Here is a 13,803-nt window from a genome sequence, read left to right as displayed (position 1 = left end):
GCACCAATTGGTGCCCCCTGTTATGTTCACCCATCCTTGCGGATGGTCTCGTTCTTGGGGTCATAGGGGCTGTCGCAGGTCACGACCGCATCCCAAAGCTGATCGAGCATCTTGACCTTGAGCTTGGTGCCCTCGACCGCCTGCTCGGGTTTGACATAGCCCATACCGATGGATTTCCCGAAGGCCACCGAATAGCCACCCGAGGTCAGGCGACCAACCCGCTCGCCTTCGGGCGTGTAGAGCACCTCACGCCCCCAGGGATCGGCATCCGCAGGCCCGTCGATCAGAAGCGTGCAGCATTTCACGCGCACGCCGGTCTCGACCATCCGGGCCTTGCCGCGGAATTCCTTGTCCAGATCGACAAAGCGCGGCAGATCAGCCTCGAGCGGGGTCGCGTCGCGGCCTAGCTCATTGCCAAAGGCGCGATAGCTTTTCTCTTGCCGCAGCCAGTTCTGCGCGCGGGCGCCGACCAGCTTCATCCCATGCTTTTCGCCGGCCTTTTCCAGCAAATCGAACAGGTAATTTTGCATCTCGATGGGGTGATGCAATTCCCAGCCCAATTCGCCGGTATAGGCCACGCGGATGGCATTGACCGGGCACATGCCCAGTTCGATGCGCTGCGCCGAAAGCCACGGGAACCGCTTGTTGCTCAGCGCAGTTGCCGGATCGGCATCCTTGATGACGGCGTTCAGCACGTCGCGCGATTTCGGCCCGGCGATGGCAAAGACACCCCATTGGGTGGTCACGTCCTGAATCTCGATATAGCCGAATTCGCCCGCCATATCCTCGGCTGATTTGCGCAGATAATCGGCGTCATACTCGGTCCAGGCCCCGGCAGAGACGAGGTAATATTCATGCTCTTTGAGGCGCACGATGGTGTATTCCGTACGCGTTGTGCCATGATCGGTCAGCGCATAGGTCAGGTTGATGCGGCCCACTTTTGGCAGCTTGTTGCAGGTGAACCAATCGAGGAACGCGGTCGCCCCCGGCCCTTTGACCATATGCTTGGAAAACGCCGTGGCGTCGATCAGGCCCACGCCTTCACGGATCGCGCGCGCCTCTTCCACCGCATATTGCCACCAGCCGCCCCGGCGGAAGCTGCGCGCGTCATGGTCAAAGTTTTCCGGCGCGTCGAGTGGCCCGTAATAGTTGGGGCGTTCCCAGCCATTGACGAACCCGAACTGCGCGCCGCGCTTCTTTTGCCGGTCATAGGCGGGCGAGGTGCGCAGCGGGCGGCACGCGGGGCGCTCTTCATCCGGGTGGTGCAGGATATAGACGTGATCGTAGCATTCTTCGTTCTTGCGCGCGGCAAACTCGGTCGTCATCCAGTTCGAGGAATAGCGCTTGGGATCAAGGCTTGCCATGTCGATCTCGGCCTCGCCATTCACCATCAACTGCGCGAGGTAATAGCCCGTGCCGCCCGCGGCGGTAATGCCAAAGCTAAAGCCCTCGGCCAGCCACATGTTGCGCAGCCCCGGTGCGGGGCCGACCAGCGGGTTGCCATCGGGCGTATAGCAGATCGGCCCGTTGAAATCATCCTTGAGACCCGATTCCTCGCAGGACGGGATGCGGTGGATCATCGCCATATACTGTTCTTCGATCCGCTCCAGCGCCAGCGGGAAGAGATCAGCACGGAAACTGTCCGGCACGCCATATTCAAAGCAGGCAGGCGCGTTTTTCTCATAGACACCCAGAATCCAGCCGCCGCGCTCTTCGCGCACGTAGCTTTGCGCATCGGCGTCGCGCACGACGGGGTGTTCTTTGCCGCCCTGTCTGCGGAATTCGACCAGCGCCGGGTCCTGATCCATCACGACGAACTGATGCTCGACGGGGATTGCCGGGATCTTGATGCCCAGCTTCTTGGCGGTGGTTTGCGCATGGTTGCCGCTCGCCGTCACGACATGCTCGGCGGTGATCACGATCTGCTCGTCCGAGGGCACCAGATTGCCGCCCTTTTCCACCATCTTGGTGCAGGTCACCTCCCACGCGGTGCCGGTCCAGTGGAACGCATCCGCCTGCCACTTGCGCTCGATCATCACGCCGCGCTGACGCGCCCCCTTGGCCATGGCCTGCGTCACATCGGCGGGGTTAATATAGCCGTCGGTGTTGTGATAAAGCGCACCCTTGAGGTCGGACGTATTGATCAGCGGCCAGCGTTCCTTGATCTCGTCAGGGGTCAACCACTGATAAGGCACGCCGCAGGTTTCGGCGGTCGAGGCATAGAGCATATACTCGTCCATCCGCTCGTCGGTCTGCGCCATGCGCAGGTTCCCCACGACGGCAAAGCCCGCATTCAGCCCGGTCTCGGCCTCCAGCGTCTTGTAGAACTCCACCGAATACTTGTGGATATGCGTGGTGGCAAAGGACATGTTGAAGAGCGGCAGCAATCCCGCCGCATGCCAGGTCGAGCCAGAGGTCAGCTCGTCCCGCTCCAGCAGCATGACATCCTCCCACCCGGCCTTGGCCAGATGATAGGCAATCGAGGTGCCAACGGCACCGCCGCCAACGACGAGGGCTTTGACCTGGGTTTTCATGACGAGCGACTCCCTTAGGGTGACTTGAGTTGGGGCGATGTTTATCAATCCTGCCAATTCGCGCGCAGCCCATCCGACGCAACGCCGCACGAAAGCGACGTCGCGCCGGATCGTATGCGAAAACAGAGGTGTGGATTTCTCTGGCGAGGATTGATAGCGTGCGCCGCAATGCAGAAATGACCGGAATTCAGCCTATGAGCGCCACTGCCAACAAGACCGCCCCCCTGCCGGAGGATATCCGCGCGATGAAAGGCGGCACGCCCATCGTCAGCCTCACGGCCTATACAACACCGATGGCGCGCATGATGGACGCCGCCTGTGATTTCGTGCTGGTGGGCGACAGCGTGGGCATGGTGGTGCATGGCCTGCCCTCGACCCTCGGTGTCACGATGGAGATGATGATCCTGCACGGTCAGGCGGTGGCACGCGGCCTGAGCCATGCCATGCTGGTGATCGACATGCCCTTTGGCTCTTACGAGGAAAGCCCGGAACAGGCGTTCCGTAATGCCGCGCGCATCATGCGCGAAACGGGGGCGGCGGCGGTCAAGCTCGAAGGTGGGCGGCACATGGCCGACACCATCGCCTTTCTCGTGGCGCGTGGCGTGCCGGTGATGGCGCATATCGGCCTTACCCCGCAGTCCATCAACACGCTTGGCGGCTATAAGGTGCAGGGGCGCGGCGATGCCGCCGAGACGCTCTTGGCCGATGCCCGCGCCGTCAGCGCGGCAGGGGCCTTTTCGGTCGTGCTGGAAAAGGTCACAGCCACGCTGGCCGACCGGATCACCGCTGAAATCCCCATTCCCACCATCGGCATCGGTGCCTCGGTGGGCTGCGACGGGCAAATCCTCGTGGTCGATGACATGCTGGGGCTTTTCACCGCCTTCAAACCGAAATTCGTCAAGCGCTACGCCAGCTTGGGCGCAGAAGGAGAGGCGGCTATTGCCGCCTATGCCGCCGAGGTGCGCGCCCGGACATTCCCCGCGCCCGAACATACCTTTGCCGACAAGGCCCCGCGCGGATGAGCGCGCCCATTCTGCGCGACCTTGACGCGCTGCGTGCCGCCACCCGGCCTTGGATTCTTGCGGGCGAGACGATTGGCGTCGTGCCCACCATGGGCGCGCTGCATGACGGGCATCTGTCACTCGCAGCGGCAGCCAAGGCCATCTGCGACCGGGTGATCGTGACTATCTTTGTCAATCCCAAGCAGTTCAACAATCCCGAAGACCTCAAGAACTATCCCCGCACCGAAACCGAGGATGCGCGCAAGCTGGAACGCTTTGCGGTAGACGCCCTCTGGGTGCCGGAGGGCGATCAGATGTATCCACCACATTTCGCCACCACCGTTTCTGTCGCGGGCCTCACCGACGTGATGGAGGGTGTCTATCGACCGGGCCATTTCGACGGGATGGCCACTGTCGTGACCAAGCTTTTTACCCAGACGGCGGCCACCGACGCCTTTTTCGGCGAAAAGGACTATCAGCAACTGATGGTCGTGCGCCGGATGGCGGCGGATCTCGATATTCCGATCACTGTGCATGGCTGCCCGACGATCCGGGAAATCGACGGTCTGGCCATGTCCTCGCGCAACCTTTTGCTGTCGGACCGCGCCCGCACCACGGCCCCCGTGCTGCATGAGGTGATGGAGCAGATCGCGGACGGGCTGCGCGCCGGCACCGATTTCCAAGCGCTGCACACCAAGGCCGTGGCGCGGCTGGAACGTGCGGGCTTTACCGGGGTCGATTACCTTGATCTGCGCGCGCAGGACGATCTATCGGCCTTGGCGGCCCCCACGCGCCCGGCCCGTCTTTTTGCGGCCGCATGGCTTGCGGGCGTGCGCCTGATCGACAATATCGCGATCGGAAGCTGAGCGGTTTCACCGGTGTCTAAACATTCAAAGTCCGGCGCCCGCAACACGCGCCGCTCTTTGAGTATTTGCAGAACAGCGAACTCAAACCCCCAGCAACTCTGCAAGGGCAAGCGCCATCACGCGTGCCGAGTGTTCCATATCGTCGATCCCCACATATTCATCCGGCTTGTGCGCCAGATCGAGGATGCCGGGACCATAGGCGATGCAGTTCTTCAGCCGCCCGATCCGGTCGATATGTTTCTGGTCATAGGTGCCGGGGCTGACCACGTAATCGGCGGCATGGCCGAACACCTGATCCACCGCCCGCGCCACCGCCCCCACCACCGGCGCATCGCGCTCGGTCATTGTGGGCAGGACACGGTGCAATTCCCGGATCGTATAGTCAAACCCCGGCCTGCCTTGGCGCAACGCCTCTAACAGGTCGCGAATTTCTGTTTCGACCGCGCCGATATCCTCTTCGATCAGGAACCGCCGGTCGATCACCATCCGGCAACGGTCGGGCACGCAAGGGCTGGGCAGGCCGGTGTAATCGGCGTCTTGCTCTGGCTCTCCGCCATGGATGGAATTGATGTTGAGCGTCGATTGCCGCGCGCCCTCGGGAACCACGGGCATCTCGGTGCGCCGGGCCGCCAGTGCCGGGAAAAGCTGTTCCTCCATCCGCGCGATGACCGCGCCCATGTGGCGCACGGCGCAATCCCCCAGAAACGGCATAGAGCCATGTGCAATCTCGCCGTGGGTCTCGATCTCGGCCCACCAGACACCGCGATGCCCAAGGCAAATCCGATCCTTGCCCAAAGGTTCCGGAATGATGACGTGATCCACCCGGCCGGGGCTGAAATAGCCGCGCTCGGCCAGATAGGCCACGCCGCCAAAGCCGCCCGATTCCTCATCCGCCGTGCCGCTGATCTCGATGGCCCCGGCGTAATCGGGGCAGGTGGCGACAAAGGCCTCTGCCGCGATGATGCTTGCCGCAAGTCCGCCCTTCATGTCACAGGCGCCCCGGCCATAGATTTTCCCGTCGATCACCGCCCCGCTAAAGGGGTCCACGCTCCAGCCATGGCCGACCTCGACCACGTCGATATGGCTGTTGAAATGCACGCAAGCGCCGGGGCGCGCGCCCTCACGCCGCGCCACGATGTTCCAACGCGGGTGCCGGTCACTGTCGCCGGGGGCCGCTGTGGCGCGGATCAATTCGGTCGTGAACCCCGATGCACGCAAACGACGGTCGAGATAATCACAAATCTCGCGATAATTCTCGCCCGGCGGATTGCGCGTCGGAATACGGATCAGGTCTTGGGTCAGCGCGATCAGGTCGGCGCGCCGCGCAGCGATTTCCTGGCGCAGGCGATCTGGCAGGGTCATTGTGCCCAGCCCGGCGCGCGCCGGAACAGCGCTTCGGCATCCTCGACCATGCGTGCGATGATCTCGGCCACCGGGGGGCGGTCATGGATCAACCCCGTTGCCTCGCCGACAAAGGTATTGGCGCGGTCAGGATCACCCGCTGCCCAGCCCGTCGCCCAGTCAGCGCGCGCGCTCATATCGGTGCGCAGTGCATCGGGATCATCATGCCACCGCTCTGTCACTGCATTGCGCAGCACCCGCGCCGTATAACGCGCGGGCCACCGCAGATCGCGCGCGGCATCCATCACCGTGGAGCGGATCGTCTGATCGCCGGTGGCGGCAATCGCAGCATCGGTCATCGCCTCAGACACCTGCGCCTCGGCAGAGGCCCAGAGGCGTGAGCCGATCAGAACGCCCTCTGCCCCCAGCATGAGGGCGGCGGCCAATCCCCGCCCATCGGCAATGCCCCCCGCCGCCACGAGCAGCACCTCGGGGGCGTGAACCGCCAGCCAATCGGCCACCTCGGGCACAAGTGTGATCGTGCCGCGCCGCTCGCCATGGCCCCCGGCCTCGGCCCCCTGCGCCACGATCACCTGCGCGCCGCAGTCCGCAGCGCGCTGCGCGTCACGCAGGGTCTGAACCTGACAGACGAGCGGCACGCCAGCATCGGCAATCCGTGGCGCAAAGGGGGCCGGATCGCCAAACGACAGGCAGAGCGCCGCCGGTTTGCGCGCCAGAACCTGATCCAGAACAGCCGGATTCTCGGCCATTTTCCACGTGATGAACCCGCATCCCACCCGCGCATTCCCAGCCTCGGCAAAGGCGCTATCCAGCCAGTCGGCCTTGCCATAGCCCCCACCAATCAGGCCCAACCCGCCCGCATGGGTCACAGCAGCCGCAAGCCGCCCCCCGGCAGCAAAGGCCATTGGCGCGCAAAGAATGGGATGGGTCAGGCCAAAGGCCTCGGTCAAACGGGTTCGCATGGGGCGAGTATGCCCGCGCAATCGCCTTCAGGACAAGAGGTCTGTGATCAGCCCCGGCAGGTCGGTGAAATCCGAAAACGCCCGGTCATGGGTGATCCGCTCGACCGGCCCTTTGCGATAGCCCTCGGTGTAAAGAACAAAAGGCACGCCCGCCCGCGCTGCGGTTTCCGCATCAACCTCGCTATCGCCGACAAAGACCATGTCCCGCGCACCAAGCGCTGCGGCGGTGGCCTGAAGCGGGGCCGGGTCCGGCTTGCGTACGGTCAGGCTGTCACCCCCGATGATCACCGGGAAATAGCCATCCAACCCCAGATGCGCCAAGACTGCATGAGCAGGACCTTTGGGCTTGTTGGTGCAGAGACCAAGGGCAAGATCGGCCCCCGCCAGCCCATCGAGCGCGCCCATGACACCCGGATAAACCTGTGTCAGGGTCACGGCGGTTTCGTAATCGGCGATGAACTCTTCGATCATTCGGGCGCGCAGCGCGCCATCCCCTGCCCGCCCACGCGCCGTCAGGCAACAGGTGATGAAATGCGGCACGCCGCTGCCGATGAAACTGCGGGTTTCGTCGGGCGTGAACGCCGCAAACCCATGCTGTGCCATCAGGCGGTTGGCGGCGGCATGGATGTCCGGCGCGCTGTCGATCAGTGTGCCGTCGAGATCAAAAATGACCGCACGGCTCATGCCATGGCACCGGTCGCCGCCTCTGCCGCGCGACGGATCGCGCGGATATTCTCGCCATAGACGCCCGGATTGTCGACGCTGCCGCCCTTGAACACAGCAGAGCCCGCCACCAGCACATCGGCCCCTGCCGCCGCCATCAGGGGGGCGGTTTGCGTGGTGATGCCACCGTCAATCTCGATATGGATGGGTCGGTCGCCAATCATCGCGCGCAGGCGTTTGACTTTGTCGATCTGGCTATGGATGAACTTTTGCCCGCCAAAGCCGGGGTTTACCGTCATCACACAAATGAGATCCACCATATCAAGCAGATGCTCAACCGCGTCGATCCCCGTGCCGGGATTAAGCGCCAGACCCGCCTTGCATCCAGCCCCACGAATGGCCTGCAAGGTGCGGTGGATATGCGGCCCCGCCTCAAGATGCGCGGTCAGCACATCAGCCCCCGCCTGCGCGAAGGCGTCGATATAGGGATCGACCGGCGAGATCATCAGATGCACGTCCATCACCGTCTTGATATGCGGGCGAATGGCGGCGCAGAGCGGCGGACCAAAGGTCAGATTGGGCACGAAATGCCCGTCCATCACATCGACATGCACCCAATCACAGCCCTCGGCCTCGATGGCGCGGATTTCAGCGCCAAAGTTGGCGAAATCCGCTGATAGGATGGACGGGGCGATCTTGATCGAACGAGTAAAGCTCATGGCAGGTCTCCACTAGGGCGCATGCACGGGACATGCGCCGCCCATAGCCAGAGGTCAAGACCCCTAGAACCAGCCTCCGACCAACTGATCAAGCCAAACCCGCGCCATATTGACCGCGCTCACGTATTGCGTCAGCGGTGCCTCGGCCGCGGGAATGGATGCGGCCAAACGCGGCGCCAGAGCATAGACAAGCGCCGCCAAGCCAAAGGTAATGATCGCCAGCCGAAAGCCGCTGCGAAAGCCGCCACGCCCAACCGGCAATTCGATATCCTCGGGCATCGGGCTTTGCGCGGGGTCTGCGCGGTCGCCGGTCGAGGTGAGCGACGAGTTGATCTCTTCGATATCAGGCAAGAGATTGCGCCGGGATGAGGGATCTATGCTGGCATGGGCATCGGGCATCTCGGGCGCGGTCGGCGCCGAAGGGCCAGAGGTGCCGCGCAGACGCTCCATCCGGGCACGGGCCTGACGCGTGCGTTCATCCTCGGTCAACTCCGGCTCTGTCAGGCCAAGGTCGGGCTGCATTTCAATGCCCCCCGGCGCGCTGCGCACCTGGCGCTCGCGCTCTGCCTCTTGCCTCAGGATATCGGCAACGCCCGGATCAATGCCACGCCGCGCAGGACGGGCGGGCGCGGGCTCTGGCTCTGCAAAATCTTCGTCCAACAGATCGTCGTCGTACTCGTCGTCCTCATAGGGCGCGTCGGATAGGTCCTCAGTGACCGGCGGCGCGGGGGGCGGCACATCTTCCTCACGCGGCGGAGGCCCCAGATCATCGTCGCCCGAGGCGTCGGGCGCATGCGACGCATGATGCTGAAACCACGTGTCCCCGCAGTTGGAGCATTGCACATCGCGCCCGCTCAACGGGATCACTTCGTCGGGCACCTCGTATTGTGCGCCGCAATTCGGGCAAATCAGCCTCATTCTGCCACCTGCTTCTTGCCGCCGTTGTCCGGCCCCTCTCGTTAGCCGTCAGCATAGGCGGTTCGCGGCTTTCGGAAAAGGCCAAAGCGAATCACGCGCAGGATCATTGCACATGTGTGGCCTCTGGGGCATTTAGGTGCTGTGAGTGACAAGGGGACAGCCGTGATCGAGCTGGAAAATGTGGCCTATAGTTATGGTGGCGGGGAATTGCTGGCAGATGTATCGCTGGCGCTCAGCCCCGGTTCGTTTCATTTCCTGACCGGACCGTCGGGATCGGGCAAAACGACGCTGCTCAAGCTGTGTTATGGGGCGCTTGTGCCCACGGCGGGACAGGTGCGCCTGTTCGGACAGGAACGGCGCACGATGGAGCGCGACGATATCGCGATGATCCGGCGACGGATCGGCGTGGTGCATCAGGATTGCCAGTTTCTCGATCATCTGAGCGTGTCCGAGAACATCGCCTTGCCGCTGGCCGTATCGGGGCGTGATCTTTTGGCTGAGGATGCCAATCTGCGCGAACTGACCGGCTGGGTCGGTCTTAAGGAACGCGCCAATGCCCTGCCGCCGGAATTGTCGGGGGGCGAACGCCAGCGCGCCGCCCTTGCGCGCGCGGTCATCATGTCGCCCGATGTGGTGCTGGCGGATGAACCGACCGGCAATGTCGATTGGGAAATGTCGCAGCGCCTCTTGCGCCTGTTGATCGAGCTGAACCGGATGGGCAAGACGATCCTGATCGCCACCCACGACCTTGCCCTGATCCGCGCCGCCAAAAGCCATGTTCAGGCCCGCGTCCTGCGGATTGCATCGCGCAAGCTGCAATTGGCGGGGGCGGATCTATGAAGCTCGATCTTACGCAGGTCAAGACCCTGCTGCGCAGCGATGGACAGGCCGACCGCGTAGTGCCGCCCACCGGCTTTACCGCTTGGCTCACGCTGTTCAGCGCGGGCGTCATGGCCTTTCTCGCGGTTTTCGCCCTTGCCTTGTCACTGGCAACCGGGCGGCTGGCGGATCGCTGGGGCGACGAGTTGGCGCGCACAGCAACGGTGCGGATTTCGGCCCCCGAAGGCCAGATGGCAGCGCAGACCGCAGCGGCGCTGCGCGTGCTTGAAACCACCGCCGGGGTGGACCGTGCCCGCGCCCTCACAGATGAAGAGCAGGCGGCGCTTTTGGCACCGTGGTTTGGCCCCGGCCTGCCCATTTCCGATCTTCCGATCCCACGCCTGATCGAGGTGATCGAAACCTCCGATGGGTTTGACGCCGAGGGCCTGCGCCTGCGCCTGAGCGCCGAGGTGCCGGGGGCGATGCTCGACGATCACACCCGCTGGCGGCAACCTCTCGTGCGCGCGGCCAGCCGGTTGCGCCTCTTGGGGTGGGTGTCGCTGATCCTGATCGGGGCGGCGGTCGGGGCGATGATCACGCTGGCGGCCAACGCGGCCCTTGCAGCCAATGCGCAGGTGATCAGCGTGCTGCGCCTTGTGGGCGCGCAGGATACCTATATCGCCCATGCCTTCGTGCGTCGTTTCACGCTTCGGGCACTCAGCGGCGCCTGCGTCGGCGTGGTTCTGGGCTGCGGCGCGATCCTGCTTTTACCCAGTGCGCAGATTGAGGGCGGTTTTTTGACTGGTCTCGGATTTCAGGGCTGGCACTGGGTCTGGCCCTTGATCATTCCGCTGCTGGCGGCGGCAGTGGCCTTTGCCGCCACCCGGCTTGCCGCGCAGCGTACCTTGAAGGATATGCCATGAGGTTTGCCGTTCAATGGGTGCGGTCGCTGCTCTTTGTGGCGCAGATGTATGTGATGCTGCCCGTGGTCGGGCTGGTTTACATGCCCGCCGCGATTGTCAGCCGCAAGGGGGCTCTGGCTGGATGCAAGGCCTATTGCCGCTGGGTCCGTTGGACCGCAGCCTGGATGGTGGGCCTGCGCACCGAAGTGCGCGGCACCCCGCCTGATGGCCAAGTTTTGATCGCCTCAAAACATCAATCCTTTCTCGATATTCTGTTGATTTTCAGCGAATTGCCCACTGGCCGCTTCATCATGAAGCGCGAAATTCTCTGGACGCCGGTGATCGGCCTTTACGGAATGCGGATCGGCTGTGTGGCTGTGGATCGCGGCAAGCGGGGCGCTGCGATCAAGAAGATGGTCGAGGATGTGGCGCGCGGGGCGCAGACCCCCGGCCAGTTGATCATCTACGCCCAAGGCACGCGCGTGGCACCGGGGGTCAAAATGCCCTACAAGATCGGCACTGCCGTGCTTTATGAGCAGATGGGAGTGTCCTGTGTGCCCGCCGCGACCAATGTCGGCGTGCTCTGGCCCAAGCGCGGCATTTATCGCAAGCCGGGGCTGGCGGTGGTGGAATTCCTGCCTCCTATCCCGCAGGGTCTGGACCGCAACAGCTTTATGGCGCGGCTGGAGCACGATATCGAAGGTGCGTCAAACGCGCTGATGCGCGAGGCGGGATTTGATCCAGAACAGCCCGCGCGCAAGTAAGGCGTTCCGGGTCGGCGCGCCCGACCTCTAGACCGCCAACCGGGTCTTCATGAATTGGTAAAAGAACTCGGCCTTGCCCGCCTGCGCATAGGCCCGGTTGAGGCGCGACTTGGCCTCAAAGGCGTGGTGCGCGGCGCGGCCATGCTGCGGCGCAATCCGGGTGCGCCCCGTCTCGATCGCGCGCATATGGTCGCGGTACGCCTGTTCAACCCGGCGGGCAAAGGCGGCCTGCGCCGTGGCACTCTGCGCGTTGAGATGCAGATTGTAGCTGGTTTGACCCAAGGGCGCGCGCCCGCCGACCAGCGAGAGGATTTCCATGGCGTGCAGCACATCCTGCGCGGGCCGATTGCGAAACGGTCCCACCAACCCGCGCCGCGCCACCGGATGAAAACTGGCCCCCGTGCGCCCCAGATCGGCAAAGCCAAGGGCGGTCTGCCCCCCGCCGGGCAAGTGCAACAGCGCCTCAGTCCCAAGCAGAATACGGGTCCGCCCAAAGGCGGCCCCATGCGACCGGGCCAAGGGCAGAAGTGTCCCCAGATAGCCCGGCTCCCATGTGTCATCCGCATCGAGAAAGGCAATCACCTGCGCCTTTGACGCCGCGATAGCACGATTGCGCGCAGGGCCCGCCCCGGTGGCCATGTGATGCGTGGCGCAGCGGGTGATGCGCAGCCCCAGATCAGGCAGATCGTCATAGCCCTGCCCATCATCCGGGGCGATCACTACCTCTATACGCTCTGGCGGCAGGCCAGAGGCCGCGATGGAGGCAAGGGCGGCGGGCAAACTGCCGCCCGCCTGAAAAGCGGGGATGACGACCGAAACGAGGGGCGTCATCGCGCCGCCCCGCTCACGCGTGGATCGCCCCATCGCCGCAAGCAAGTGCCGCTTCGCGCACCGCCTCGGAATAGGTGGGATGCGCGTGGCAGGTGAGTGCCAGATCCTGCGCAGAGGCCCCGAATTCCATCGCCACGCAAATCTCGTGGATGAGATCCCCCGCCGCTGGCCCGATGATATGCGCGCCAAGGATGCGGTCCGTTTCCTTGTCGGCGAGGATTTTCACAAAACCATCACCGGCAAAAACCGCCTTGGCGCGGCCATTGCCCATGAACGAGAATTTGCCAACCTTATAGGCACGCCCTTGGTCTTTCAGGCTTTCTTCGGTTGCGCCGACATTGGCAACCTCGGGATGCGTGTAGATCACGCCGGGAATGACGCCGTAATTCACATGCCCATGCTTGCCCGCCAGCACCTCGGCCACGGCCATGCCCTCATCCTCGGCCTTGTGGGCCAGCATCGGGCCTTCGATGGCGTCGCCAATGGCGTAGATGCCCTTGACCGAGGTCTGCCAATGGTCATCCGTGGCGATCTGGCCGCGCTTGGTTATCTCGACACCCAGATCGGCCAGCCCCAGCCCGTCCGTATAGGGTTTGCGGCCCGTAGCCAGCAGAACGGTATCGGCATCCAACTGATGCGCGCTGTCGTCCTTGCGCAGCTTGTAATGCACCTTGGCCTTGGTCTTGAGCGTCTCGACCGATTGCACGGCGGCCCCCATGACAAAGTTAATCCCTTGTTTCTTCAATATTCTCTGGAAGGTCTTTTGCACTTCAGCATCCATGCCGGGGGTGATCGCGTCAAGATATTCAACGACTGTCACCTCGGCCCCAAGACGGGCATAGACCGACCCCATTTCAAGCCCGATCACACCTGCCCCGATCACCACCAGCGATTTCGGGATTTTGCCCAGTTCCAGCGCGCCGGTGGAGGTGACAACGATCTTTTCATCAACCTCGACACCGGGCAGCGAGGCAGGCACAGAGCCGGAGGCGATGACGATATGCTTGGCCTCGTGGACATCATCACCCACCTTCACCTTGCCCGCCTCGGGGATCGAGCCCCAGCCCTTGAGCCAGTCTACCTTGTTCTTTTTGAACAGAAATTCGATGCCCTTGGTATTCTGACCGATGACGTCATCCTTATAGGCCAGCATCTGTTTCCAATCGACCGAGGGGGACTTGCCCTTGAGGCCCATGGCGGCGAAATTATGCTCGGCCTCGTGCAGCATGTGGCTCGCGTGCAAAAGCGCCTTGGAGGGGATGCAGCCCACGTTGAGACAGGTGCCGCCCAAAGTGGCCCGCCCCTCGACCACGGCGGTTTTCAGCCCCAGTTGCGCGCAGCGGATGGCACAGACATAGCCGCCGGGGCCAGCGCCGATGATGATTACGTCGTAAGAGGCCATGGGTCAGATCCTTTCGTTTTTCGCGGCGGGGCCGCGTCGGTATTCTATCGGTCTTGCGTC

Annotated in this window: 13 protein-coding genes; 5 read left to right on the top strand and 8 right to left on the bottom strand. The window is 63.5% G+C overall.

Annotated features, from left to right (window positions below; translation table 11 throughout):
• Positions 1–26: 26 nt before the first annotated feature.
• Positions 27–2,534 (bottom strand): GcvT family protein, encoded by a 2,508-nt coding sequence (locus ROSMUCSMR3_RS12475; protein WP_081507504.1) that lies wholly within the window; start codon positions 2,532–2,534, stop codon positions 27–29.
• 194 nt (positions 2,535–2,728) lie between these two features.
• Between ROSMUCSMR3_RS12475 and panB the strand changes: the two genes are divergently transcribed.
• Both panB and panC read left to right on the top strand, forming a co-directional pair.
• Complete coding sequence (gene panB, locus ROSMUCSMR3_RS12470; RefSeq protein WP_008279470.1) at positions 2,729–3,556, top strand: 3-methyl-2-oxobutanoate hydroxymethyltransferase; 828 nt, start codon at positions 2,729–2,731, stop codon at positions 3,554–3,556.
• Positions 3,553–4,401: a pantoate--beta-alanine ligase gene (panC, locus tag ROSMUCSMR3_RS12465; RefSeq protein WP_081507503.1), complete on the top strand. Its 849-nt coding sequence runs from the start codon at positions 3,553–3,555 to the stop codon at positions 4,399–4,401. Before panB ends, panC begins: the two co-directional genes overlap by 4 nt.
• 81 nt (positions 4,402–4,482) lie before the next feature.
• Here panC and ROSMUCSMR3_RS12460 read toward each other — a convergent pair whose 3' ends face one another.
• The 5 genes from ROSMUCSMR3_RS12460 to ROSMUCSMR3_RS12440 form a co-directional block, all read right to left on the bottom strand.
• On the bottom strand, positions 4,483–5,763 hold the full coding sequence (locus tag ROSMUCSMR3_RS12460; protein WP_081507502.1) for an acetylornithine deacetylase/succinyl-diaminopimelate desuccinylase family protein: 1,281 nt from the start codon (positions 5,761–5,763) through the stop codon (positions 4,483–4,485).
• Entirely contained in the window at positions 5,760–6,725 is a 966-nt protein-coding gene (locus ROSMUCSMR3_RS12455) for an NAD(P)H-dependent flavin oxidoreductase (RefSeq protein WP_081507501.1), read from the bottom strand. Before ROSMUCSMR3_RS12455 ends, ROSMUCSMR3_RS12460 begins: the two co-directional genes overlap by 4 nt.
• Positions 6,726–6,752: 27 nt before the next feature.
• Positions 6,753–7,409 carry a phosphoglycolate phosphatase gene (gene gph, locus ROSMUCSMR3_RS12450; RefSeq protein ID WP_081507500.1) on the bottom strand — a complete coding sequence of 219 codons (657 nt, stop codon included), beginning with the start codon at positions 7,407–7,409 and terminating at the stop codon, positions 6,753–6,755.
• A complete protein-coding gene (gene rpe / locus ROSMUCSMR3_RS12445; protein WP_008279475.1) occupies positions 7,406–8,107 on the bottom strand; it encodes a ribulose-phosphate 3-epimerase in 702 nt (233 codons plus the stop codon). Before rpe ends, gph begins: the two co-directional genes overlap by 4 nt.
• Before the next feature lie 63 nt (positions 8,108–8,170).
• Positions 8,171–9,025 carry a zinc-ribbon domain-containing protein gene (locus ROSMUCSMR3_RS12440; RefSeq protein WP_037296770.1) on the bottom strand — a complete coding sequence of 285 codons (855 nt, stop codon included), beginning with the start codon at positions 9,023–9,025 and terminating at the stop codon, positions 8,171–8,173.
• Positions 9,026–9,187: 162 nt separating this feature from the next.
• On the opposite strand from ROSMUCSMR3_RS12440, the gene ROSMUCSMR3_RS12435 reads away from it, so the two are divergent.
• From ROSMUCSMR3_RS12435 to ROSMUCSMR3_RS12425, 3 genes are read left to right on the top strand one after another with little or no spacing between them, the layout of a single operon-like run.
• Entirely contained in the window at positions 9,188–9,865 is a 678-nt protein-coding gene (locus tag ROSMUCSMR3_RS12435; protein WP_037296773.1) for a cell division ATP-binding protein FtsE, read from the top strand.
• On the top strand, positions 9,862–10,767 hold the full coding sequence (locus tag ROSMUCSMR3_RS12430) for a cell division protein FtsX (RefSeq protein ID WP_081507499.1): 906 nt from the start codon (positions 9,862–9,864) through the stop codon (positions 10,765–10,767). The genes ROSMUCSMR3_RS12435 and ROSMUCSMR3_RS12430 overlap by 4 nt, the downstream gene beginning before the upstream one ends.
• Positions 10,764–11,510, top strand: coding sequence for a lysophospholipid acyltransferase family protein (locus ROSMUCSMR3_RS12425; RefSeq protein ID WP_081507498.1), 747 nt, complete (start codon positions 10,764–10,766; stop codon positions 11,508–11,510). Before ROSMUCSMR3_RS12430 ends, ROSMUCSMR3_RS12425 begins: the two co-directional genes overlap by 4 nt.
• A 27-nt stretch (positions 11,511–11,537) precedes the next feature.
• Here ROSMUCSMR3_RS12425 and ROSMUCSMR3_RS12420 read toward each other — a convergent pair whose 3' ends face one another.
• Entirely contained in the window at positions 11,538–12,341 is an 804-nt protein-coding gene (locus tag ROSMUCSMR3_RS12420; protein WP_157667297.1) for a glycosyltransferase family 2 protein, read from the bottom strand.
• A gap of 13 nt (positions 12,342–12,354) precedes the next feature.
• Positions 12,355–13,743 (bottom strand): dihydrolipoyl dehydrogenase, encoded by a 1,389-nt coding sequence (lpdA, locus tag ROSMUCSMR3_RS12415; protein ID WP_081507496.1) that lies wholly within the window; start codon positions 13,741–13,743, stop codon positions 12,355–12,357.
• Positions 13,744–13,803 lie beyond the last annotated feature (60 nt).

The organism is Roseovarius mucosus (genome assembly GCF_002080415.1).
Classification (GTDB): Bacteria; Pseudomonadota; Alphaproteobacteria; order Rhodobacterales; family Rhodobacteraceae; genus Roseovarius; species Roseovarius mucosus_A.
The sequence above is the reverse complement of the archived record's forward strand: the minus strand, read 5'-3'. Positions and strand labels throughout refer to the sequence as shown.